Below are 21,268 nucleotides of genomic sequence, written 5' to 3'. Positions count from 1 at the left end.
CATGGCTTAGCCCAGGTTGGGTGAGGCAGCTGGGGATGGCTCAAATTGCACGTGCTGCACGCCTGGCTCGCGCACCAGGTCAATGAAGGCGCGCAGCCCCGCAGGCACCAGCCGCTGGCTGGGGTAATACAGAAAAAAACCGGGTTCGGCGGGGCGCCAGTCGTCCAGCACGCTGATCAGGCGGCCCGCATCCAGCGCCTGCTGGGCGTACTGTTGATAGACAAAGGCCAGCCCCAGGCCCTGCTCTGCCGCCTGCACCATCAGGCGCATGTCGCCCAGGGCCACGGGGCCGTCGACCGCCACCTCGATGTGTTCTTCACCCTGGGTGAACTCCCAGCGGTAAAAGACCCCATTCGGAAAACGCAGCCGAACGCAGGGGTGATCCATCAGCTCGCGCGGATGCGCCGGCCGCCCATGCCGGGCCAGGTGCCAGGGTGAGGCCACCACGACGAAGCGTTGCGGCGGCCCCAGGCGAACTGCCACCATGTCCTGCTGCAGGCTTTCGCCAAAGCGCACCCCCGCGTCAAAGCCCTGGGCCACGATGTCGACCCGATGGTCATCGCCCACCAGCTCGACGCGCATGCCGGGGTGCCGGGCCAGAAACAGCGGGATCATCGGCGCCAGAACCCAGTCGCAGGCGGCCCGCGGGGCATTGATGCGCAAGGTACCGGTGGGTGAGGCCCGCAGATCGTCGAGGGCGGTCAGCGCGTCAGTGATCTGATCCAGCGCCGGGGCCAGACGGGTCAGCAACTGTTGGCCCGCTTCGGTGGGGGCCACACTGCGCGTGGTGCGGTTCAGAAGGCGCACCCCCAGGCGAGTCTCCAGCCCGCGCAGGGTGTGGCTCAGCGCCGAGGGCGAAACGCCCAGTTCGGCGGCAGCCTGCCGAAAATTGCGCGTTCTGGCCACCGCGGCAAAGGCCTGCAGGTCGTTCAGGCTGGCGGGTTTGGGCGCAGGGGGCATCTTGAAGGATTTGATTGCTGAATATCGCTCAACAGCTCATGCTTGATTGTGCGTATTGTTGCATGGGTCTTGGCGGCCTACGCTAGCGGCCATGGATCAACCCAGGTGGCCCGGTGCCACCTTCAAAGACTGGAGCAGAGGAATGCAACAACGTCAATTGGGGGCCAACGGCCCCTTGGTTTCGGCCCTGGGCCTGGGCTGCATGGGCATGAGCGAGTTCTATGGGCCCAGCGACGATGAGCAGTCGCTGCACACGCTGGCCCGTGCGCTGGCGCTGGGCATCACCCTGTTCGACTCCGCCGACACCTATGGCCTGGGCCACAACGAAGCCTTGCTGGGGCGATTCATCCAGCAGGGTGGCGCCGCACGCCGCCGCCAGGTGGTGGTGGCCACCAAGTTCGGCATCGTCCGGCAAGCGGGCCAGTACGAGCGCCGCATCGACAACTCACCCGCCTACATCCGCGCCGCCTGCGAAGCCTCGTTGCGCCAGCTGGGGCTGGAACGCATCGACCTGTATTACTGCCACCGCCGCGACCCGGCCGTGCCCATCGAAGAGGTGGTGGGCGCCATGGCCGATCTGGTGGCCGCCGGCAAGGTGGGCGCCATCGGCCTGTCCGAGGTGTCGGCCCAGACGCTGCGCCGGGCTCACGCCGTGCACCCGGTGGCCGCGCTGCAGAGCGAATACTCTCTGTGGAGTCGCGAACCCGAAACCGGCGTGCTGGAGACCTGTGCCGAGCTGGGCACCGCGTTTGTGGCCTACAGCCCCCTGGGGCGGGCGTTTTTGACGGCCACGGTGGACACTGCACAGTTGGCCGACAACGATTTTCGCAAGCACAACCCCCGCTTTGCCGGCGAAGCCGAAGCCCACAACCGGCAACTGGTGAGCGCGCTGGCCGAATTTGCCCAGGCCCGTGGCCTCAGCAACGCCCAGCTTGCGCTGGCCTGGCTGCTGCACAAGGCCCCGCATGTGATCCCCATCCCCGGCACGCGCCGCATCCCCTATCTGGAGAGCAACGCCTCCAGCGCCGATGTCCGCCTGTCAGTCGACGACATGGCCTGGCTCGACCGCCTGTTCGACCCCGCCGCCGTGGCCGGCGCCCGTTACCCGGAGGCGGGTTTTGCCGGGGTGGAGCAGGCGGGGTGATTCAAAGGCTGGGGGAGGGCGCTGGGGTGGGCAGACCGTTAGCGGCAGTTCTGCAACCAACGATCGCTGAATTCAACACATTCGGAGAGCGCTCCTGATATCGGGTTCGCAGCAGACGTCACCGCGCCCTTTGGACTTGAGGCGTTGTCCAAAACAATAGAGCGTGCGACATTGAGCGATGGTTAGTTCCAAAGGCGCAAAACCCAGCCGCTACCTTGGCGACGGTTGCTGGGAAGCTCGGTGGGGCGCATATCTAGATGCCTGCGAAACTCGCGACACAAGTGCGCCTGGTCAGAAAAGCCGCAATCGGTAGCGATCGCGGACCAGTTCAGATTCGAGCTTCCCAGTGATTGCGCTGCGATCAGCACTCGCTCAATGCGTCCGATGGCGCGCAATTCGCGGGAGGTCATTCCGGTCCACGCCCTGATTCGACGGTCTGACTGGCGTGAACTCAGTATCGAATCATTGGCCTTCCGTTCGATGTAGCTTGACCATGCGTCAATGCGGTCCCAGCGGGCGCCTTTCGGCAGCTGCTTCGGCGCCAAGGTCTCGCAGCGCCGGCGCAAAAATGATTCGATCAGCTGAATCCGCCGGATGTCATCGGTCGCGTGATGCACCTCTCTGGCCATGCGGCACCAGTCCGAGTCGAAGATGTCCTGTAGGTGGGTGTAGCGGCCAATGTGGTGCTCGATCGGCAGTCCGCTGACAGACCGCACGGCATCTGGATACATGAGCATCGTGAAGAATCTTGTGCCTCCGCAATTCGTGCTGAATGACGGGCGGACATGCGGCCCTGAGAACACAACCGGGAGACGCTCGGCGCCACTGTCGCTGGGTGAGTCGATGTCATCCAGCCGAGAGTCATGGCCTTCGAGAATCCAGACGAACACACAGGCTGGAACCGGCGGGAAATAGTTCCAATTGTCCAAGGACGTGGAATCTGGGTGCGTTGCAACGCTTCTTGATATGAAGGCCCGAACGACGTTCGACAGTTCCGGGTCGGGCAGGTAGAGCGCTGCGTGCGAGCCGTCGGTATCTTGAATTTCGTGCATCGGGCGCCTTGGCTGGTTGGTCATGGGCGCGAACGAAGGCTGTCGGGTCCGGAGGGTGTCTGATTCATTCAAGACGTCGTGTGCGGAGCCGCATAGATTGTTGGACATCATCAATCACCTAGGAGCATTCCCTTGCCTCGATTCTCAACCGTTTCCTGGTTTGCGTTCTCGATTTGTCTCGCCCTTGCAGCCCTCTGGTCGTGTGCCCCGGAGATACTGCTTGGGCTGTGGCAGGTGGAGGCTACCCAGTCTGTCATTGTCGTGGGACACAGGTCAGCAGCTCTCTTCCTCGGATTTGCGTTGCTCACTTACGCCATGAGACGTGCCCCACCTTCGCCATTGCGAACATCCGTCGCTGATGCCTTGGCCTTGGCGTGCATGGCATTGGCACTGTTGGGCCTCGCGGAGCTATTGCAGGGCCATGTCGGCATTGGGATACTGTCGGCAGTCGTCGTCGAGGTCACGCTTGCGGTCGCTTTACCCGTTTCAGCCCGTATAGGCTAAACCAAACAACAGCCTGTGGCGGTCCATTGCGTGACCTGTCGCGATGGGCAAGGTGGTGCTTGCGCCGTACCGGCCCATGTGACTCTGCCCCTGCCTCACGCTAGGTCGTACCTCGAACCTGTCGCAGATCAAGGAAAAGCATGGATTCGCTTGAGCGCACCCGGCCCCTCTGTCTAAACTCCGTCATAAAAGATGCATTGTTTGTGCTTCTTATTGGCGCCGATCGACAGGACCCGCCCGTGGCCAAGAAGTTTCCGATTTCGCCGCAGCACCCCGAGCGCCTCTGCTGGGGTTGCGACCGCTATTGCGCAGCCGATTCGCTGATGTGTGGCAATGGCTCGGAGCGCACGCAGCACCCGGCCGAGTTGTTTGGCGACGACTGGATGAGCTTTGGCCTCGATGCCAAAGAGGCCAAAGAGGTGGACGAGGCTGACCAGGGCGACAAGGTCACGCCTTCGCCGGTTCAAGCCAAGGCCGTGGGGCGCTGAGCCCGTAAGGGCTATTGGATCGAACCGACCTGTCTGGCGGCTTGGATCGCCATGCGCACTTCCGCAGCGGGCCTGTTTACGACTCTGTCGGGCAGGGCTGGGTGCCGTGCGCGGCAAAGAAGGTTTGCAGGGCCCGCTTGACCGCCTGCTTGATGCGGGCGGGGGGCATCTCGGTTTCGATGCCCAGCAGCAGGGGGAACACGGTTTCGCATTCGAGCAAGGCCGCCAGCTGAAGGGCGGCCAGCAGGGGGTCTGATTTCTTCAGCTTGCCCAGGTCCATCTGCCGAGTCAGAAAGTCGGCCACCTTTTGCATGCCCTGCTTGGGGCCTTGCTCGTGAAAGCGCCGACCGATGTCGGTGCGGCCGGATTCAGCGATCACCACCCGACGCGACTGGATGGTGGGGGCCGAGCACATGAAGGCCAGCAGTTGCTCGCCGAAGGTCTGCATCGCCTTGGGCAGGTTGTCGTTGTCCTGGTTCAAGGCCTCGACCAGGGGATCGAGCTGCTGGTGGGCGGCGCGGTGTATCACGTCCACAAACAAGTCTTCCTTCGACTTGAAGTAGCTGTACAGCGTGGCTTTCGAGCCGCCGGCCATCTTGGCGATCTCGGCCATCGATGCGCCTTCAAAACCCGCCTCCAGAAACACCTTGGAAGCCGCATCGAGGATGGCCTCACGCTTGGCTTCGGTTTTGACTCTCATTCTTTAAATCCTTTTACTGAACCAGGGTGTTCAGTTTTGCTTGACTGCTTTCGGGCCTCAATCTAACATGGCGCCACCTTTTTAAACATACCGTACAGTCTGGTTATATTGAATGGAGCCCCACCCATGCCCTCATCGTCGCGCCTTCTTCTGACCCTGCGTTCGACCAGCACCGTGCTGGCCTTGTCCTGCCTGCTGAGCGCATGTGGCAAGCCGCCCGGCGGCCCACCACCGGCCGAAGGCACGCCTGTCATGGGTGTGCTCCCCGTGACGGCGCAAGCCGTGGCTTTGAGTACCGAGCTGCCAGGCCGCACCGTGCCTTACCTGATCGCCGATGTGCGGCCGCAGGTCAACGGCATCATCAAGACGCGCGCCTTCCGCGAAGGCAGCGACGTCAAGGCCGGGCAGACGCTGTATGAGATCAACCCCGCCACCTACAAGGCGGCCTACGACAGCAGCGTGGCGGCCCTGGCCAAAGCCGAGGCCACCCTGCAATCCAGCCGGCTGAAGGCCGAGCGCTACCAGGAGCTGGTGGGCATCAATGCGGTCAGCAAGCAAGACAATGACGACGCCGCCGCGGCCCTGGGCCAGGCGCAGTCGGATGTGGCGGCCGCCAAGGCCAATGTGGAAAGCAGCCGCATCAACCTGGCCTATGCCCGGGTGGATGCGCCCATTTCGGGCCGCATCGGCAAGTCCACGGTCACGCCCGGCGCGCTGGTCACGGCCAGCCAGGCCACGGCCATGGCCACCATCCAGCAACTCGACCCGATCTATGTCGACCTGACGCAGTCCAACGCCTCGCTGCTGCAGCTCAAGCAGGCCTTGGCCCGGGGCGACTTCAAGAAGGCGGGTGCTACCGCCGCCAAGGTGCGCCTGCTGCTGGAAGACGGCAGCGCCTACCCCCTGGAGGGCCGGCTTGAGTTCTCGGATGTGACGGTGGACCAGAGCACGGGCTCGATCACCTTGCGCGCCGTGTTCCCCAACCCCAAGGCCGATCTGCTGCCGGGCATGTACGTGCGGGCGGTGCTGCAAGAGGGCGTGAAGGAGTCGGGCCTGCTGATCCCGCAGCAGGCGGTCACCCGCGACGGCGCTGGCAAGCCGCTGGCCTATGTGGTGGGCAAGGACAACAAGCTGGAGCGCCGTGCGCTCGAGACCGACCGCGCCATCGGCGACCAGTGGCTGGTGCGCCGTGGCCTGAGCGAGGGCGAGCAACTGGTGGTCGACGGCCTGCAGCGTGCGGCCCCTGGCATTGAGGTGAAGACGGCGCCCTGGAGCCCGAAGCCCAAGCCTGCCGCTGTCCCTGCGGCTGCAACACCCGCCACCCCGGCCGCTGACACCACGGCGTCGGCCCACTGATCGATCGGAATCCTGTCATGGCACGTTTCTTCATCGATCGACCGATCTTCGCCTGGGTGCTGGCCATTGTGGTCATGCTCGCTGGCGCGATCTCCATCTACACCCTGCCGATTGCGCAATACCCCAGCATTGCGCCACCGGCCATCGCCATCTCGGCCAACTACCCCGGTGCCTCGGCCAAGACGCTGGAAGACACCGTCACCCAGATCATCGAGCAGAAGATGAAGGGGCTGGACCGGCTGAGCTACATGGCCTCGACCAGCGAGTCATCGGGCCAGGTCACCATCACGCTCACCTTCGAGAACGGCACCAACCCCGACACGGCCCAGGTCCAGGTGCAGAACAAGCTCACCCTGGCCACGCCACTGCTGCCGCAAGAGGTTCAGCAGCAGGGCATCACTGTCACCAAGTCGGCCACCAACTTCCTCAACGTGCTGGCTTTCACGTCTGAAGACGGCAGCATGGACGGCGCTGACCTGTCCGACTACGTGGCCGCCAACGTGCAAGAGGCCCTGAGCCGGGTCGAGGGCGTGGGCGACACCACCTTGTTCGGTTCGCAATACGCCATGCGCGTGTGGCTCAACCCCGACAAGCTGATCAACTTCAACCTCACGCCACTGGATGTCAAGAGCGCCATCCAGGCGCAGAACGCCCAGGTGTCCGCAGGCCAGCTGGGCGGCCTGCCCGCGGTGGGCGAGCAGCAGATCAATGCCACCATCACGGCCCAGACCCGCTTGCGCACGGCCGAAGAGTTCAAGGACATCCTGCTGCGCACGCGCACCGACGGCTCGCAGATCCGCCTGCGTGACGTGGCCCGCATCGAATTGGGCAGCGAGTCTTACACCACCGTCGGGCGTTACAACGGCAAGCCGGCGGCCGGCCTGGCCATCAAGCTGGCCACCGGCGCCAATGCCCTGGACACCGTGCGCGCCATCGATGCCCGCGTGGCCCAGCTTGAGAAGTTCTTTCCGCCGGGCATGAAGGTGCAAAAGCCCTACGACACCACGCCCTTCGTGCGCATCTCGATCGAAGAGGTTGTGCGCACCCTGATCGAGGCCGTGGTGCTGGTGTTCCTGGTGATGTACCTGTTCCTGCAGAACTTCCGTGCCACCCTGATCCCCACCATTGCCGTGCCGGTGGTGCTGCTGGGCACCTTCGGCGTGCTGGCCGCCTGCGGCTTCACCATCAATACCCTGACCATGTTCGCCATGGTGCTGGCCATCGGCCTGCTGGTGGACGATGCGATCGTGGTGGTCGAGAACGTCGAGCGCGTGATGAGCGAAGAGGGCCTGTCGCCACTTGAAGCCACGCGCAAGTCCATGGGGCAGATCTCGGGCGCCCTGGTGGGCGTGGCCCTGGTGCTGGCGGCGGTGTTCGTGCCGATGGCCTTTTTCAGCGGCTCCACGGGGGTGATCTACCGCCAGTTCTCCATCACCATCGTCTCGGCCATGACCTTGTCGGTGCTGGTGGCCATGGTGCTCACCCCTGCGCTGTGCGCCACCTTGCTCAAGCCCATGGCGGCGGGGCATGTGCTGGCCGACACCGGCTTCTTTGGCTGGTTCAACCGCACGTTTGACCGTGGCAACCGCGGCTACCAGGGCGTGGTGCGGCGCATGCTGGGCCAGCGCAAGCGCTACATGCTGGGCTATGCCGTCGTGCTGGCCCTGGTGGTGCTCGGTTTCAGCAAGCTGCCGGTGGGCTTCCTGCCCGACGAAGACCAGGGCACGCTGTTCGCCATCGTGCAGCTGCCACCCGGTGCAGCCCAGTCGCGCACCGACGACGTGCTGCGCCAGGTCGAGCACCACTTCATGGAAGACCAGAAGCAGGCCGTGGCCGGCATCTTCTCGGTTTCAGGCTTCAGCTTTGCCGGCAGCGGCCAGAACATGGGCTTTGCCTTTGTCAAGCTCAAGCCCTGGGACGAGCGCACCGGCCCCGGCTTGAGCGTGACCGACGTGGCGGCCAAGGCCGGTGCCTACTTTGCCACCCTGCGCGATGCCCGCATCTTCGCCTTTGCGCCCCCGGCCGTGTCCGAACTCGGCAATGCCACGGGCTTCGACCTGATGCTCAAGGACGAGGCCAACCTGGGCCATGAGGCCCTGACCCAGGCACGCAACCAGTTGCTGGGCGAGCTGTCGGCCGACAAGCGCCTGGTGGCCGTGCGCCCCAACGGCCTGGAAGACACGCCGCAATACCGCCTGCAGGTCGATGCCCACAAGGCCGGCACCCTGGGGGTGGCCATGACCGACATCAACAACACCATCTCCACCGCCCTGGGCAGCAGCTACGTCAATGACTTCATCGACAAGGGTCGGGTCAAGAAGGTGATGCTGCAGGGCGACGCCCCCTACCGCATGCTGCCCGGCGACATCGACCGCTGGTACGTGCGCAACACCGACGGCAACATGGTGCCCTTCAGCGCCTTTTCGAAGGCCAGCTGGGCCTCGGGCTCGCCGCGGCTGGAGCGCTACAACGGCGTACCCTCGATGGAGGTTCTGGGCATGGCCATGCCTGGCTCGGCCTCCAGCGGGCAGGCGATGGACATCGTCGAGGCCGCCGTGGCCAAGCTGCCGGCGGGCATCGGTTTCGAATGGACCGGGCTGTCGCGGCAGGAAAAGGCCTCCAGCGGCCAGACCACCATCCTGTACACCTTGTCGATCCTGATCGTGTTCCTGGCCCTGGCCGCGCTGTACGAGAGCTGGGCCATCCCCTTCTCGGTGATCCTGGTCGTGCCGTTGGGTGTCTTTGGCGCCTTGCTCAACGCCATCCTGAACTGGCACATGAACGATGTGTACTTCCAGGTGGGCCTGCTGACCACCATCGGCCTGGCCTCCAAGAACGCCATCCTGATCGTCGAATTTGCCAAGGAGCAGCATGCCGCCGGCAGGAGCCTGGTCGAGGCCGCCCTGGAGGCCGCCCGCCTGCGGCTGCGCCCCATCCTGATGACCTCGCTGGCCTTTGTGCTGGGCGTGCTGCCCATGGTGCTGGGCAGTGGTGCGGGGGCCGGTGCCCAGCATGCCTTGGGCGGGGCGGTGATTGGCGGCATGTTGTCGGGCACCGCGCTGGCGATCTTCTTCGTGCCCCTGTTCTATGTCGTGGTCGTGGGCTTTTTCGGGCGCCGGCGGGCGGCGGCCGCACCGCACGCCCTGCCCCCCGCCAGCCCGGCGGGTAGCCACCCCTGACACCCCTTTGAGGACAACACCATGAACCCGTCCCGTTCCCCCCTGTCACTTGCCGGTCTGTCGCCCCGGTCTGTTCTGGCACCCTTAGCCCTGGCGCTCATTCTGTCGGGGTGCAGCCTCATGCCGGCCTATGAACGACCCCAGGCCCCGGTACCCGATCATTTTGCGGGCGACCCCGGCACGGCCGTGCAGCCAGTGGCCGACATCGGTTGGCGCGATGTCTGCACCGACCCCTCGCTGCGCGAGCTCATCGATCTGGCCCTGGCCAACAACCGCGACCTGCGGGTGGCCGTGCTGAACATCGAAAAGGCACGCGCACAGTACGGCGTGCAGCGCGCCGCGCTGCTGCCCTCGGTCAACGCCAGCCTGGGCGAGTCCGCCAGCCGCACCCCGGCTGATCTGTCGGCCACCGGTCGCACGGTCACAGGCCAGAGCTACAGTGCTTCGCTGGGCTTCAGCGCCTATGAGCTGGACCTGTTCGGCCGGGTGCGCAGCCTCAGCACCCAGGCGCTCGAATCCTTCATGGCCACGGCCGAGGCCAGGCGCAGCACCCAGATCAGCCTGGTGGCCGAGGTGGCCACCGCCTACCTCACCCTGGCCAGCGACCAGGAGCGCCTGAAGCTGGCGCAAGACACCTTGTTCAGCCAGACCGCCACCTACCGGCTCAACCAGCGCAGCTTCGAGCTGGGCGTCAGCTCGGCACTGACCCTGCGCCAGTCACAGACCAGCGTCGAATCGGCGCGGGTGGATGTCGAAAAGTACCTCACCCAGGTGGCCCAGGACCGCCATGCCCTGACCCTGCTGGTGGGGGCCGAGCTGCCTGATCGCCTGCTGCCCACAGGCCTGCCCGACAGCGTGGCCGTGGCCGCCAACCCACTGGCCCAGGTGCCGCCCGGGCTGTCGTCCGATCTGCTGCAGCGGCGCCCCGACATCCTGCAGGCCGAGCGCAACCTGCGCGCCGCCAATGCCAACATCGGTGCCGCGCGGGCCGCCTTCTACCCGCGCATCAGCCTCACGGCCAGTGCGGGCAGCTCCAGCGCGAGCCTGTCGGGCCTGTTCAAGGGGGGCTCGGGGGCCTGGACCTTCGCGCCCCAGGTCTCGTTGCCGATCTTCAATGCCGGCGCCAACGAGGCCAACCTGAGCATTGCCAAGACCGACCGCGATGTCTACCTGGCCCAGTACGAAAAAGCCATCCAGAGCGCCTTCAAGGAGGTCTCTGATGCGCTGGCGCTGCGCACGGGCATCGAGCGGCAACTGTCGGCCCAGACCTCGCTGGTGGAGGCGGCCGACGACGCCTACCGCCTTTCGCAGGCCCGCTTCAAGCGCGGGGTGGACAGCTACCTCAATGAGCTCGACTCGCAGCGCACCCTCTATGCGGCGCAGCAGAACCTGATCGGGCTGCGCCTGTCGCAGCAGTCGAACCTGATCACTTTCTACAAGGCGCTCGGGGGCGGCTGGGTCGAGAACACGGGCCAACCTGTGGCCACCCTGCCGGCCACCGACAGCAGCCGGGCGCCATGAAACGCAGCCGCGCCGGTGCGTTGCGCACCCGCGAAGCCATCCTGGCCGGGGCCCTGCAGGCCTTTGTCCAGCATGGTGTCGGCGGCGCAAGCTTTCAGCACGTGGCCCAACAGGCCCACGTGACGCGGGGGGCCGTCTACTGGCACTTCACCGACCGGGCCAGCCTGGTGCGCGAGGTGTTCCAGGGGTTTCGGTGGCCGCTCGACCTCGGCCCTGACCTGCATCCCTACCTGCAGTACCACAACCCCCTGGCCCTGCTGCGCGAAACCCTGGTGCAGCGCATCGACTGTTGCCTGGCCGACCTCCGCCAGCGCAGCCTGCTGGCCCTGGTGTTGTCCCTGCAGCACGGCGGTGCCAGCGCGGCCGGGCTGCCCCTTGATCTGGTGGAGCCGCTGCAGCGCCAGGTGGCCGACGCCTCGGCGCGGCTGGTGGAGGTCTGTGCGCTGGCCGAGGCCCGCGGCCTGCTGCGGGCGGGCTGCCAGCCGCAGGTGCTGGGCGAATGCCTGCATGCGCTGGCGCTGGATTGTCTGCGCGGCCAGGGCCTTGCTGCGGCGGCTGGTGGTGTCCCTCAGCACCGCCAGGCCATCGCCTGGCTGCTGCAGGGCGCGGCCCTCAGCCAAACTTGAACAGAATGCCGTGCCCGCCGCGCGGGTACTCCCAGTCGACGTTGGAGAACTCGCTGCACAGGATGCGGCAGCTGCCGCACTCCAGGCAGCCGTCGGTGATCAGGGTCACGGTGCCATTGCCCTCGGTCTTGTAGCAGGAGGCCGGGCACACAAAGGTGCAGCTTTTGCTGGCGCAGGCATGGGTGCAGATGTCGGCATCCTTGATGCGGATGTGGGGTCGCCCGGCGTCCACCTTGTAGCGGTTCTGGAAGAGCTTTTCTTCCACGTTCACCGTGATGTGGCCCGGGGTGGGGTGGGTGTTGGGGTTCATCGAAAGGCCCTCCAGATCTTGAATGCGTCGCCCACCAGGCCGGTCAGCGAACGGGTCTTGCGGAAGCTGGAGAGGATCTCGCGCTCCTTGGTTTTCTTGTCCACGCCATCCACCGTGATCATGGTGCGGGCGGCACGGGCCAGCAGATCGGGGTAGGTGGTGAAGAACTGCGGGTTCTGGTGCAACACGGCGGGCATGTCACGGTACTTGTGCAGGTCTTTCATGACAAAGCTCTCGTCGAGCGCCGCCTTGTAGCCCTTCAAGGCGCTTTCGCGGAAGCCCTGGCCGGCGGCCTTGGCCTGGATCACCGTCTCGGCGGCGAGGCGCCCCGTGGTCATGGCCAGGTTCGAGCCCTCCCGGTGGGCCGCGTTCACAAAGCCGCCCGAGTCGCCCACGATCATCCAGCCGTGGCCGTACACCTTGGGGATGGCGTGAAAGCCGCCTTCCGGGATCAGGTGGGCGCAGTACTCCTTCATCTCGCCGCCTTCGATCAGCGGCGCAATCGAGGGGTGGCGCTTCATCTGCTCCAGCAGCACATAGGGGCTGGTGCGGTTCGGGTTGCCGGTGAAGTCGCTCAGCATGCAGCCCACGCCAATGGTGATGGACTCCTTGTTGGTGTACAGAAAGCCGGTGCCCATCATGCCGTCGGTGATGCGCCCCACCATCTCGATCACCACCCCCGACTCCTCGCCTACGTTGAAGCGCTGGCGTATCGTCTCTTCGGGCATGAACAGGATCTCTTTCACGGCCAGGGCCACGTTGCTCGACTTGATCTCGCCGTGGAAGCCCGCCTTGCGTGCCAGCGTCGAATTCACGCCGTCGGCCAGGATCACCACGTCGGCATACACATCGCCCTGTTCGCGGTCGCACTGCACGCCCACCACCTGGTCGCCGTCCATGATCAGGTGGTTCACCGTGGTCTCGCAGATCAGCAGGGCGCCGGCCTCGCGCACCTTGGAGCTGAACCACTTGTCGAACTGCGCCCGGATGATGGTGTAGCGGTTGTACGGCGGCTTGTTGTAGTCCTCGCTGCGGATGTGGGTGCCGACAAAAGAGCTTTCGTCCAGCATCCACATGCGCTGCTCGATGATGTGGCGCTCCAGCGGCGCGTCATCGCGGAAATCCGGAATGATCTCCTCCAGCGCCTTGGCGTACAGGATCGCACCCTGCACGTTCTTGCTGCCCGGGTATTCACCGCGCTCGATCTGCAGCACCTTCAGGCCGGCCTTGGCCAGGGTGTAGGCGCAGGCGTTGCCCGAGGGGCCCGCACCCACCACGATGGCGTCGAATTGAGAGGGTTTTTTCATGATCTGCCCTTGGTGTGAGTGGCGCCGCTCAGGCAGCCTGGCGCCGGTGGTTGGCGAAATGGCCGGCAAAGGCCTGCGTCAGTGCCGGCAGCACCTGCATGGCGTTGCCCACGATGCCGTAGTGCGCAAATTCGAAGATCGGCGCATTCGGGTCGGTGTTGATGGCCACGATCACGTCCGAGGCTTCCATGCCCACCCGGTGCTGGATGGCGCCCGAGATGCCTGCCGCGATGTACAGCTTGGGCCGCACCGTCTTGCCGGTCTGGCCCACCTGGCGCTCGGCCTCCACCCAGCCCGCCTGCACGCAGGGGCGGGTGGCGCCCACCTCGCCGCCCAGCACCCGGGCCAGCTCGAACACCAGCTTGAAGTTGTCGGGGTTCTTCAGCCCCTTGCCCCCGCTCACGATCACGTCGGCATAGGGCAGGTTGATCTGCTGGCTGTTGGCGTCGGCAATGAAGTCCAGCAGCTTGGTCACGATCTGGGTCTCCACCATGCCCAGGCTCTCCTGTGTGATCTCGCCGCTGCGCGTGGCGTCGATTGCCGGCATGGCCATCACGCGGGGCCGCACCGTGGCCATCTGCGGCCGGTAGGCCAGGGTCATGATGGTGCACAGCAGCGAGCCACCGAAAGTCGGCCGGGTGGCGGCCAGGGCACGCGAGACGGGGTCGATCTTCAGCTCGGTGCAGTCGGCGGTCAGCCCGGTCAGCAAGGTGGTGGCCACCGAGCCTGCCAGATCGCGCCCCATCGAGGTGGCGCCCAGCAGCAGGATCTCGGGCTGGTGCTTGTTGACCAGGTCGGTCAGGCCTTTGGTGAAGGGCTCGTTGCGGTAGCCCTTGAGCACCGGGTCATGCATCACATAGGCTTTGTCGGCGCCCATGGTGAAGGCCTCGGCAGCGAACTTTTCCAGGGCTTCGTCGTTGCCGCCCAGGATCACCGCGCCCACGCTGCTGCCCAGGGTGTCGGCCAGCTTGCGCGCCTCGCCCAGCAGTTCCCAGGACACGCTGTGCACATGGCCCCGGTCGTGTTCGATGAACACCCACACGCCCTTGTAGGCCTTCAGGTGCTCGGGCAGTTCCAGGTTGCGGCCCCGGCCGGCGGGGCGTGCCCCAGCGGTGGCCGGGGCGGGCGTGGCGGAAGGTGTGGGCGTGCTCATGTCAGCTCCTTCATCAGCAGATCGGATTCGAGCGTGGGGTGGCGGGTGAAAATCTTCTGGATCAGGTTCAGCGACACGTCGCGCAGGCTCGAAGTCTCCAGCGCCAGCATGTCGGCCTTCTCGCTGCGCGGCGTGGGGCCGAACACCTTGCTCACCACCGTGGGCGAGCCCTTCAGGCCGATCTTGGCCGGGTCTTCGATGCCGGCCTGCTCCTTGTTCCATTTGCGCACCGGGTAGGCCGCGGCGTGGATCATGGCGGGCAGGTTGGCAAAGCGCATCTCGTTGGTGTTTTCGAGCATCGTGATCAGGCAGGGCAGGGCGGTTTTCAGCACCTGCACCCCGCCTTCGGCGCGCCGCTCCACCGTGATGGTGCGGTTCACCAGGTCGGTTTCGATGATGCGCGACACATAGGTCAGCAGCTGCAGGCCCAGGCGCTTGGCAATGCCCGGCCCCACCTGGGCGGTGTCGCCGTCGATGGTCTGCTTGCCGGTGAATACGATGTCCACCGCCTGCTCGCGGGCCAGTTGGCGCACGCCGGCCGCCAGGGCGTACGAGGTGGCCAGGGTGTCGGCACCGGCAAAGGCCCGGTCGGTCACCAGCACCGCGTCATCGGCCCCGAAGCCGATGCACTTGCGCAGCGCATCTTCGGCCTGCGGCGGGCCCATGCAGAGCATGGTCACCTTGCCGCCCAGCTTGTCCTTGAGGCGCAGCGCCTCCTCGAGCGAGAACAGGTCGTAGGGGTTGACGATGGCCGGCACCCCCTGGCGCATGATGGTGTTGGTCACCGGGTGGACCCGGATCTGCGCCGAGTCCGGAACCTGCTTGATACAGACGACGATGTGCATGGCTTGCCTCTCCTTGGGCTTATGCGGCGGTGCGCGGGGTCATGGATGCGCGCAGCCGGTCCAGCGGGACATGCTGCGTGCCCTGGGTGTCCTGAAACACCTTGAACACCTTCTCCTGCGCCGGCGTCGAGTTCACGAAGTCGGCATAGGCCTGCGTGAGCAGGTCCCGGTACACCGTGAACAGCTTCACTTCGTCGCTGGTGGGCGCGGCGGACTGCTGGCGGATGTACTGAAAAAAGCGCTTCAGGATGTGCAGGCGGCTCACGTTGACCACCTTCTGGTCAAAGGGCACGCCGAAAAATTCAAGAAAGTCCTCTGCCGAGGACAGCGACTTGAGTTGCATGAGCAGGTCTTCCATGGGTTCACTCCTCGGTGGGACAGGATCGGGGATCGGCCCCGGAGGGCCGGGTGTGGGGCAGTTGCGCGCCGTCGCACTGGGCGCATTCAATGTCGGGGCGCAGGGCCTGGGCAGGGCCCGTTGGGGCGCTGGCAGCCTCCAGCCGCGCCACCCGGTCCAGCAGGCAGGACACGGCCTTGCCCAGCGGGTCGGGGATCAGGTGGTGGTTGAGGTCGAAGCCGTGCGGCGCATCACGCCGGCGCGCCACCACCCGGCCGGGGATGCCGACCACGGTGGCACCCGCAGGCACCGGCTCGATCACCACCGAGTTGGCGGCGATGCGGGCGTCGTCGCCCACCTCGATGGCGCCCAGGATCTTGGCACCGGCCCCGACCACCACCCGGTGGCCCAGCGTGGGGTGGCGCTTGCCGGCACGCCAGGTGGTGCCGCCCAGGGTCACACCGTGGTACAGGGTCACGTCGTCGCCGATGTCGGCGGTCTCGCCGATCACCACCCCGGCGCCGTGGTCGATGAAAAAGCGCTGACCAATGTGCGCCCCGGGGTGGATGTCCACCTGCGTCAGGGCCCGGGCCACAAAGGCCATCCAGCGCGGCAGGTAGCGCCAGCCCCGCTGCCACAGGGCGTGCGCCACCCGGTGCCAGGCCACGGCATGCACGCCGGGGTAGATCGTCCACACCTCCAGCCGGTTGCGTGCGGCGGGGTCGCGTGCCAGCACGCAGTCCACGTCGGCGCGCAGGCTGGCCCACCAGCCGGGTTGCCCGGGCGTTGCCGTGGTCGGGGCCGGCTCGGGCAGCGGCGGGATGAGGCGGGTGTTCATGCTGCCATCGCCTTCAGGTCGGTCAGCGCCGGGCCCTCGCTGAGAAAGCGCACCAGGTCGGCGGCATTGGGCTCGCGCTTCACGCGCACCGCGTGCTCGCGCACGCGGGCCAGCAGGTGGCTGGCCAGCGGGCCATCCTCCACCTCCACCCCCAGGGCGCTGTAGGCCTGGCGCACTGCATGGGCACCCGAGTGCTTGCCCAGCACCGTGCGGCGCTGGCGGCCCAGCTCGGCGGGGTCAAAGCTCTCGTAGGTGCTGGCGTTCTTCAGCAGGCCATCGATGTGGATGCCCGACTCATGGGTGAACACCGCTTCGCCCACAATGCTTTTGTTGAAGGCCACGCTGCGCCCCGAGGCCCGCTCCACCAGGCGTGAAATGCCCAGCAGCGCGCGCGTGTCGATGCCGGTCTGCCCCTGGTGCAGGTGGCGCAGGCCCATCACCACCTCTTCGAGGGCGGCGTTGCCGGCGCGCTCGCCCAGGCCGTTGACGGTGGTGTTGGCGTGGCTGGCCCCGGCCCGCAGGCCGGCCAGGGTGTTGGCGGTGGCCAGGCCCAGGTCGTCATGGGCGTGGACTTCGATCTCCAGGTCCACCGCGGCGCGCAGGCGGGCAATGGCCTCGTGGGTGGCAAACGGGTCCAGCACGCCCAGCGTGTCGGCAAAGCGGATGCGGCGCGCCCCGCAGGCCTGGGCGCGGCGGGCCACCAGGTCCAGAAAATCGGGGTCGGCGCGCGAGGCGTCCTCAGCCCCCACCGAGATGTGCCGGCCGCTGGCCACGGCCAACTCCAGCACCTCGGTCATCTGGCGCAGCACCGCCTCACGCGATTGGCGCAGCTTGTGTTCCAAGTGGATATCCGACACCGGGATCGACAGGTGGATGATGTCGGCCCCCGTGCGCAACGCCTGGTGCAGATCGCCCCGCGTCATGCGGCCCCACACCATCAGGCGAACCGGCAGGCCCAGGGCCACGATGGATTCGATGCTGGCCAGTTCTTCCTGGCCCATGGCCGGGATGCCGATCTCCATCTCGGGCACGCCGGCTTCGGCCAGGGCGCTGGCAATCGCGCATTTCTCGGCATCGGTGAACGCCACGCCGGCAGTCTGTTCGCCGTCGCGCAGGGTGGTGTCGTTGATCACTAGCGAGGAGGTCATGGATGGGGTCCTTCCTGCCCCTTCTTCGCAAAGCGCGTGCCATGGGCCACAGCCTGCAAACCCGACACGGATGGGCCGCTGCAGCCCCTGTTGTCGGCCTGCAAACCCCACCCCCTGCGGCCTGCGATGTCGGGAATGTGCTGTTTGCAACACGTGGCGCGGCAGGGCCGCGACAGCCCGGAAAAGCGGCCCTGCCAAAGCAGCAAGGGCCGGCATGGCCGGCCCTTGTGAACAGGGGGAGATGGGGTGGGGGATGGGAGCGGTGCGGGGGCGGCCCAAGCCCTGCGGGTTCAGAGCCTGTTCAGGCTCTCTCGCTCTCTCAGGCTCAGGCTCTCAGGCCTCGCGGGCGTGGTTGCGGGTGTGGCGTGGCAGCTCGATCACCAGGTCGGCGTCGCGCACTTTCACGCAACAGGCCAGGCGCGACTGCGCGTCCAGCCCCCAGGCGTTGTCGAGCTGGTCGTTTTCCTCATCGTCGGGCGGGCTCAGCGAGCCGGCACCGCTGCGCACATGCACGTGGCAGGTGGCGCAGGCCGCCACCATCTCGCAGGCGTGCTCGATGGCAATGCCGGCCTCCAGCAGGCCGCGACACAGCATGGCGCCGCGGCGCATGTCCAGCGTGCGGCCTTCGGGGCACAGCTCGGGGTGGGGCAGCAGCGTGATCTGGGGCATGGCGGGCCACCCTCAGCTCAGGCTGTCGATCAGCTGGCCCGACAGGGCGCGCTGGATCGACGCGTTCATGCGCCGGGCCGCAAACTCGGCGGTCTCTTGCGACAAGGCCTCGCTGGCCTCGCGCAGGCGCTCCAGCGGGGCCTCGGTCTCCAACTGCTCGGCCAACTGGTACAGGGCCTGGCGCACACGGGCCAGCTCGGCCGCGTTCAGCAGGGCGTGGTCTTGGGCCAGCGCGCCCTCGGTGGCGTCCAGCAGGCGCCGGGCGTCCACCTGGGCCTCGCGCAGGGCGCGCAGCTGCATGTCGGCGCGGGCCGCGCCCACCGCGTCTTGCAGCATGGCCGCGATCTGGCTGTCTTGCAGTCCGTACGAGGGCTTGACCTCGACATGGGCCTGCACCCCGCTGGTCTGCTCGCGTGCGCTCACTGACAGCAGGCCATCGGCATCGATCTGGAACGTCACCTGGATGCGCGCCGCCCCGGCCACGGCCGGCGGGATGCCGCGCAGCTCAAAGCGCGCCAGGCTGCGGCATTCGGCCACGCTGTCGCGTTCACCCTGCACCACGTGCAGGGCCATGGCGGTCTGGCCGTCCTTGAAAGTGGTGAACTCCTGGGCCCGCGCCACCGGCAAGGTCGAGTTGCGCGGAATGATCTTCTCCACCAGGCCACCCATGGTCTCCAGCCCCAGCGACAGCGGGCACACGTCCAGCAGCAGCCAGGGGTCCTGGCGGCCATTGCCGGCCAGCACATCGGCCTGCATGGCCGCCCCCAGGGCCACCACCTGGTCGGGGTCGATGTCGGCCAGCGGTGCCCGGCCAAAAAAGGCCTGCGCTGCCTCACGGGCCAGCGGCATGCGCGTGGAGCCGCCCACCAGCACCACGCCGTCCAGTTCGTCGGCCTTCAGGCCGGCGTCGCGCAGGGCGCGGCGCGAGGCCTGCAGGGTGCGCTCGATCAGCGCCTGGCCCAGCGTGGCAAAGGCGGTCCGCGTCAGCTCGGCCTGCAAGGGCGGGGCGCCCTCCAGGGCCAGGCGCATGAGCACCTCAGGCGCGTCGCTCAGGGCCTCCTTGGCGGCCCGGGCCGCAGCCAGCAGGCCACGCTGAACCCCAGGGGGCAGGCGGGCGGGGGCCTCCAGCGCGTGCTGGGCGCAGAACCACCGGGCGATCACGGCGTCGAAGTCGTCACCGCCCAGGGCCGAATCGCCTCCCGTGGCCAGCACCTCGAACACGCCCTGGCTCAGGCGCAGCACCGAGATGTCGAAGGTGCCGCCGCCCAGGTCGTAGATGGCGAAAGTGCCCTCGGCGCGCTGGTCCAGGCCGTAGGCAATGGCGGCCGCCGTGGGTTCGTTGAGCAGGCGCAGCACGTTCAGGCCGGCCAGGCGCGCTGCATCCTTGGTGGCCTGGCGCTGGGCGTCGTCAAAATACGCCGGCACCGTGATCACCACGCCCGACAGCGGCCCGCCCAGCGTGGCTTCGGCCCGCTCGCGCAGCGCGCCCAGGATGTCGGCCGACACCTGCACCGGCGAGCGCTCGCCCGCGGCGGTGGCCAGGCTCACCATGCCGGGGCGGTCCAGAAATTCATAGGGCAGGTCGGCCGCTTCGCGCACGTCGGCCAGGCCCCGGCCCATGAAGCGCTTGACCGACACCACCGTGTTGCGCGGGTCGCTGGCCTGCTGGGCCTGGGCCTCGTACCCCACGCAGGGCGCGGCCTCGGCCTGGTAGCGCACCACCGAGGGCAACAGGTAGCGGCCCTGGGCATCGGCCAGGGCGCGGGGCAGGGCGCTTTGCACGGTCGCAATCAGCGAGTTGGTGGTGCCCAGGTCGATGCCGGCGGCCAGCACGTGCTGATGGGGCGCGGCGCTCTGGCCGGGTTCGGTGATTTGCAACAGGGCCATGGCGCTGGGGCTCCCGGTTCAGACGGCGAAGCTTTCGCCGCAGCCGCAGTTGGCGCGCGCGTTCGGGTTGTTGAACTTGAAGCCCTCGTTCAGGCCTTCGCGCACAAAGTCCAGCTCGGTGCCGTCCAGCATGCCCAGGCTGCGGGGGTCAACGATCACGCTCACGCCATGGGCCTCGAAGCAGGTGTCCTCGGGGTTGGCCTGGTCGACGAACTCCAGGGCATAGGCATAGCCCGAGCAGCCGCTGGTTTTCACGGCCAGGCGCAGGCCCAGTCCCGAGCCGCGCTTGTAAAGCGATTTCTGGATGTGGCGGGCGGCCGCCGGGGTCAGGCTGATCATGGGGGCTTCTCCTTCAGACCGAGAACGAACTGCCGCAGCCGCAGGTGGTCTGCGCATTGGGGTTGTGGATCACGAAGCGCGAGCCTTCCAGGCCCTCTTCGTAATCGACGCGTGCGCCCATCAGGTACTGCTGGCTCATGGCGTCGACCACCAGGGCCACGCCTTCGGTGACGATGGTGGTGTCGTCTTCGGCCAGTTGGTCGTCAAAGGCAAAGCCATATTGGAAGCCCGAGCAGCCGCCACCCGTCACATACAGGCGCAGCTTCAGGTCGGGGTTGCCTTCTTCCTCGATCAGTTCGGCCACCTTGGCGGCGGCCTGGTGGGTGAATTCGAGCAGCGAGGGCATCAGGCCGGGCGGGGCGGCCTCTACAGGGGTGGGGCTGGCGTGGGCCATGGCGGTATTCCTTGGTCGGTGGTTGGGGGGGGGCGGGTCTGGGTTGGGGGGAGGGGGATCGTTCAGCCCTGGCTGGCGCTGGAGCGGCACACCGGCTGCTCGCTCACCACGGCGGCCTGGCCGGCGTGGCGCGCTCGGTAGTCGGCCACTGCGGCCTTGATGGCGTCTTCGGCCAGGATGGAGCAGTGGATCTTCACGGGCGGCAGGGCCAGCTCTTCGGCGATCTCGGCGTTCTTGATGTTGAGGGCTTCGTCCAGGGTGCGCCCGCGCACCCATTCAGTGACCAGCGAGCTCGACGCAATCGCCGAGCCGCAGCCATAGGTCTTGAAGCGCGCGTCTTCGATCACGCCGGCTGCGTTCACGCGGATCTGCAGCCGCATCACGTCGCCGCAGGCCGGGGCCCCGACCATGCCGGTGCCAACGCCCTCGTCCTCGGCGCTGAAGGCCCCCACGTTGCGGGGGTTTTCATAGTGGTCGATCACCTTGTCGCTGTAAGCCATGGGGTACTCCG

Annotated in this window: 21 protein-coding genes; 6 read left to right on the top strand and 15 right to left on the bottom strand. The window is 66.9% G+C overall.

The window, feature by feature from the left end; all coding sequences use genetic code 11:
• Positions 1-6 precede the first annotated feature (6 nt).
• Positions 7-960 carry a LysR family transcriptional regulator gene (locus tag AC3WUT_RS04650; RefSeq protein WP_492345903.1) on the bottom strand — a complete coding sequence of 318 codons (954 nt, stop codon included), beginning with the start codon at positions 958-960 and terminating at the stop codon, positions 7-9.
• A 142-nt stretch (positions 961-1,102) separates the two neighbouring features.
• Here AC3WUT_RS04650 and AC3WUT_RS04645 point away from each other — a divergent pair, with 142 nt between their 5' ends.
• Complete coding sequence (locus AC3WUT_RS04645; protein ID WP_492345902.1) at positions 1,103-2,104, top strand: aldo/keto reductase; 1,002 nt, start codon at positions 1,103-1,105, stop codon at positions 2,102-2,104.
• 182 nt (positions 2,105-2,286) lie between these two features.
• Here AC3WUT_RS04645 and AC3WUT_RS04640 read toward each other — a convergent pair whose 3' ends face one another.
• Complete coding sequence (locus AC3WUT_RS04640) at positions 2,287-3,180, bottom strand: helix-turn-helix domain-containing protein (protein WP_492345901.1); 894 nt, start codon at positions 3,178-3,180, stop codon at positions 2,287-2,289.
• Between the two features lie 719 nt (positions 3,181-3,899).
• Between AC3WUT_RS04640 and AC3WUT_RS04635 the strand changes: the two genes are divergently transcribed.
• Positions 3,900-4,148, top strand: coding sequence for a DUF3079 domain-containing protein (locus AC3WUT_RS04635; RefSeq protein WP_492345900.1), 249 nt, complete (start codon positions 3,900-3,902; stop codon positions 4,146-4,148).
• 76 nt (positions 4,149-4,224) lie between these two features.
• Here AC3WUT_RS04635 and AC3WUT_RS04630 read toward each other — a convergent pair whose 3' ends face one another.
• The gene (locus tag AC3WUT_RS04630) at positions 4,225-4,848 is read right to left on the bottom strand and encodes a TetR/AcrR family transcriptional regulator (protein WP_492345899.1); all 624 of its coding nucleotides are present in this window, start codon (positions 4,846-4,848) and stop codon (positions 4,225-4,227) included.
• Between the two features lie 126 nt (positions 4,849-4,974).
• On the opposite strand from AC3WUT_RS04630, the gene AC3WUT_RS04625 reads away from it, so the two are divergent.
• The 4 genes from AC3WUT_RS04625 to AC3WUT_RS04610 are packed head-to-tail and all read left to right on the top strand — an operon-like array spanning position 4,975 to position 11,530.
• Positions 4,975-6,204: an efflux RND transporter periplasmic adaptor subunit gene (locus tag AC3WUT_RS04625; RefSeq protein ID WP_492345898.1), complete on the top strand. Its 1,230-nt coding sequence runs from the start codon at positions 4,975-4,977 to the stop codon at positions 6,202-6,204.
• 17 nt (positions 6,205-6,221) lie between these two features.
• Positions 6,222-9,383, top strand: a complete 3,162-nt coding sequence (locus AC3WUT_RS04620) for an efflux RND transporter permease subunit (RefSeq protein ID WP_492345897.1) — start codon at positions 6,222-6,224, stop codon at positions 9,381-9,383.
• 21 nt (positions 9,384-9,404) lie between these two features.
• Complete coding sequence (adeC, locus tag AC3WUT_RS04615; protein ID WP_492345896.1) at positions 9,405-10,904, top strand: AdeC/AdeK/OprM family multidrug efflux complex outer membrane factor; 1,500 nt, start codon at positions 9,405-9,407, stop codon at positions 10,902-10,904.
• Positions 10,901-11,530 carry a TetR family transcriptional regulator gene (locus AC3WUT_RS04610; protein WP_492345895.1) on the top strand — a complete coding sequence of 210 codons (630 nt, stop codon included), beginning with the start codon at positions 10,901-10,903 and terminating at the stop codon, positions 11,528-11,530. The genes adeC and AC3WUT_RS04610 overlap by 4 nt, the downstream gene beginning before the upstream one ends.
• On the opposite strand, the gene AC3WUT_RS04605 is transcribed toward AC3WUT_RS04610, so the two are convergent.
• The 12 genes from AC3WUT_RS04605 to iscU all read right to left on the bottom strand — a co-directional run bounded on the left by AC3WUT_RS04605 (position 11,517) and on the right by iscU (position 21,257).
• Positions 11,517-11,840: a ferredoxin family protein gene (locus AC3WUT_RS04605; RefSeq protein WP_492345894.1), complete on the bottom strand. Its 324-nt coding sequence runs from the start codon at positions 11,838-11,840 to the stop codon at positions 11,517-11,519. The two genes, AC3WUT_RS04610 and AC3WUT_RS04605, sit on opposite strands and share 14 nt — an antisense overlap.
• Positions 11,837-13,147, bottom strand: coding sequence for an FAD-dependent monooxygenase (locus AC3WUT_RS04600; RefSeq protein WP_027475035.1), 1,311 nt, complete (start codon positions 13,145-13,147; stop codon positions 11,837-11,839). Before AC3WUT_RS04600 ends, AC3WUT_RS04605 begins: the two co-directional genes overlap by 4 nt.
• 28 nt (positions 13,148-13,175) lie before the next feature.
• Positions 13,176-14,300 (bottom strand): electron transfer flavoprotein subunit alpha/FixB family protein, encoded by a 1,125-nt coding sequence (locus AC3WUT_RS04595; protein ID WP_492345893.1) that lies wholly within the window; start codon positions 14,298-14,300, stop codon positions 13,176-13,178.
• Positions 14,297-15,145, bottom strand: a complete 849-nt coding sequence (locus tag AC3WUT_RS04590) for an electron transfer flavoprotein subunit beta/FixA family protein (protein WP_492345892.1) — start codon at positions 15,143-15,145, stop codon at positions 14,297-14,299. Before AC3WUT_RS04590 ends, AC3WUT_RS04595 begins: the two co-directional genes overlap by 4 nt.
• A gap of 19 nt (positions 15,146-15,164) precedes the next feature.
• A complete protein-coding gene (gene nifW, locus AC3WUT_RS04585) occupies positions 15,165-15,503 on the bottom strand; it encodes a nitrogenase stabilizing/protective protein NifW (protein WP_492345891.1) in 339 nt (112 codons plus the stop codon).
• Positions 15,504-15,507: 4 nt separating this feature from the next.
• The gene (gene cysE, locus AC3WUT_RS04580; RefSeq protein WP_492345890.1) at positions 15,508-16,320 is read right to left on the bottom strand and encodes a serine O-acetyltransferase; all 813 of its coding nucleotides are present in this window, start codon (positions 16,318-16,320) and stop codon (positions 15,508-15,510) included.
• A complete protein-coding gene (gene nifV / locus AC3WUT_RS04575; RefSeq protein ID WP_492345889.1) occupies positions 16,317-17,468 on the bottom strand; it encodes a homocitrate synthase in 1,152 nt (383 codons plus the stop codon). Before nifV ends, cysE begins: the two co-directional genes overlap by 4 nt.
• A gap of 333 nt (positions 17,469-17,801) precedes the next feature.
• Positions 17,802-18,137, bottom strand: coding sequence for an ISC system 2Fe-2S type ferredoxin (gene fdx / locus AC3WUT_RS04570; protein WP_492345888.1), 336 nt, complete (start codon positions 18,135-18,137; stop codon positions 17,802-17,804).
• Between the two features lie 12 nt (positions 18,138-18,149).
• Positions 18,150-20,024 (bottom strand): Fe-S protein assembly chaperone HscA, encoded by a 1,875-nt coding sequence (gene hscA / locus AC3WUT_RS04565; RefSeq protein ID WP_492345887.1) that lies wholly within the window; start codon positions 20,022-20,024, stop codon positions 18,150-18,152.
• Positions 20,025-20,042: 18 nt separating this feature from the next.
• The gene (gene iscA / locus AC3WUT_RS04560; RefSeq protein WP_019572744.1) at positions 20,043-20,363 is read right to left on the bottom strand and encodes an iron-sulfur cluster assembly protein IscA; all 321 of its coding nucleotides are present in this window, start codon (positions 20,361-20,363) and stop codon (positions 20,043-20,045) included.
• Between the two features lie 13 nt (positions 20,364-20,376).
• A complete protein-coding gene (gene erpA, locus AC3WUT_RS04555) occupies positions 20,377-20,757 on the bottom strand; it encodes an iron-sulfur cluster insertion protein ErpA (protein ID WP_492345886.1) in 381 nt (126 codons plus the stop codon).
• A 62-nt stretch (positions 20,758-20,819) separates the two neighbouring features.
• Positions 20,820-21,257 carry a Fe-S cluster assembly scaffold IscU gene (gene iscU / locus AC3WUT_RS04550; protein WP_492345885.1) on the bottom strand — a complete coding sequence of 146 codons (438 nt, stop codon included), beginning with the start codon at positions 21,255-21,257 and terminating at the stop codon, positions 20,820-20,822.
• Positions 21,258-21,268: the final 11 nt, after the last annotated feature.

This window comes from Curvibacter sp. EU05-FHT14A10, from assembly GCF_058791075.1.
This window is presented reverse-complemented; position numbering and strand designations above follow the sequence as displayed.

Bases quoted from the DNA above. Each gene is read 5' to 3' on its own strand.
- AC3WUT_RS04650 (WP_492345903.1), bottom strand. From the start codon at position 960: ATGCCCCCTGCGCCCAAACCCGCCAGCCTGAACGACCTGCAGGCCTTT.
- AC3WUT_RS04645 (WP_492345902.1), top strand. From the start codon at position 1,103: ATGCAACAACGTCAATTGGGGGCCAACGGCCCCTTGGTTTCGGCCCTG.
- AC3WUT_RS04640 (WP_492345901.1), bottom strand. From the start codon at position 3,180: ATGACCAACCAGCCAAGGCGCCCGATGCACGAAATTCAAGATACCGAC.
- AC3WUT_RS04630 (WP_492345899.1), bottom strand. From the start codon at position 4,848: ATGAGAGTCAAAACCGAAGCCAAGCGTGAGGCCATCCTCGATGCGGCT.
- AC3WUT_RS04625 (WP_492345898.1), top strand. From the start codon at position 4,975: ATGCCCTCATCGTCGCGCCTTCTTCTGACCCTGCGTTCGACCAGCACC.
- AC3WUT_RS04620 (WP_492345897.1), top strand. From the start codon at position 6,222: ATGGCACGTTTCTTCATCGATCGACCGATCTTCGCCTGGGTGCTGGCC.
- adeC (WP_492345896.1), top strand. From the start codon at position 9,405: ATGAACCCGTCCCGTTCCCCCCTGTCACTTGCCGGTCTGTCGCCCCGG.
- AC3WUT_RS04610 (WP_492345895.1), top strand. From the start codon at position 10,901: ATGAAACGCAGCCGCGCCGGTGCGTTGCGCACCCGCGAAGCCATCCTG.
- AC3WUT_RS04605 (WP_492345894.1), bottom strand. From the start codon at position 11,840: ATGAACCCCAACACCCACCCCACCCCGGGCCACATCACGGTGAACGTG.
- AC3WUT_RS04600 (WP_027475035.1), bottom strand. From the start codon at position 13,147: ATGAAAAAACCCTCTCAATTCGACGCCATCGTGGTGGGTGCGGGCCCC.
- AC3WUT_RS04595 (WP_492345893.1), bottom strand. From the start codon at position 14,300: ATGAGCACGCCCACACCTTCCGCCACGCCCGCCCCGGCCACCGCTGGG.
- AC3WUT_RS04590 (WP_492345892.1), bottom strand. From the start codon at position 15,145: ATGCACATCGTCGTCTGTATCAAGCAGGTTCCGGACTCGGCGCAGATC.
- nifW (WP_492345891.1), bottom strand. From the start codon at position 15,503: ATGGAAGACCTGCTCATGCAACTCAAGTCGCTGTCCTCGGCAGAGGAC.
- cysE (WP_492345890.1), bottom strand. From the start codon at position 16,320: ATGAACACCCGCCTCATCCCGCCGCTGCCCGAGCCGGCCCCGACCACG.
- nifV (WP_492345889.1), bottom strand. From the start codon at position 17,468: ATGACCTCCTCGCTAGTGATCAACGACACCACCCTGCGCGACGGCGAA.
- fdx (WP_492345888.1), bottom strand. From the start codon at position 18,137: ATGCCCCAGATCACGCTGCTGCCCCACCCCGAGCTGTGCCCCGAAGGC.
- hscA (WP_492345887.1), bottom strand. From the start codon at position 20,024: ATGGCCCTGTTGCAAATCACCGAACCCGGCCAGAGCGCCGCGCCCCAT.
- iscA (WP_019572744.1), bottom strand. From the start codon at position 20,363: ATGATCAGCCTGACCCCGGCGGCCGCCCGCCACATCCAGAAATCGCTT.
- erpA (WP_492345886.1), bottom strand. From the start codon at position 20,757: ATGGCCCACGCCAGCCCCACCCCTGTAGAGGCCGCCCCGCCCGGCCTG.
- iscU (WP_492345885.1), bottom strand. From the start codon at position 21,257: ATGGCTTACAGCGACAAGGTGATCGACCACTATGAAAACCCCCGCAAC.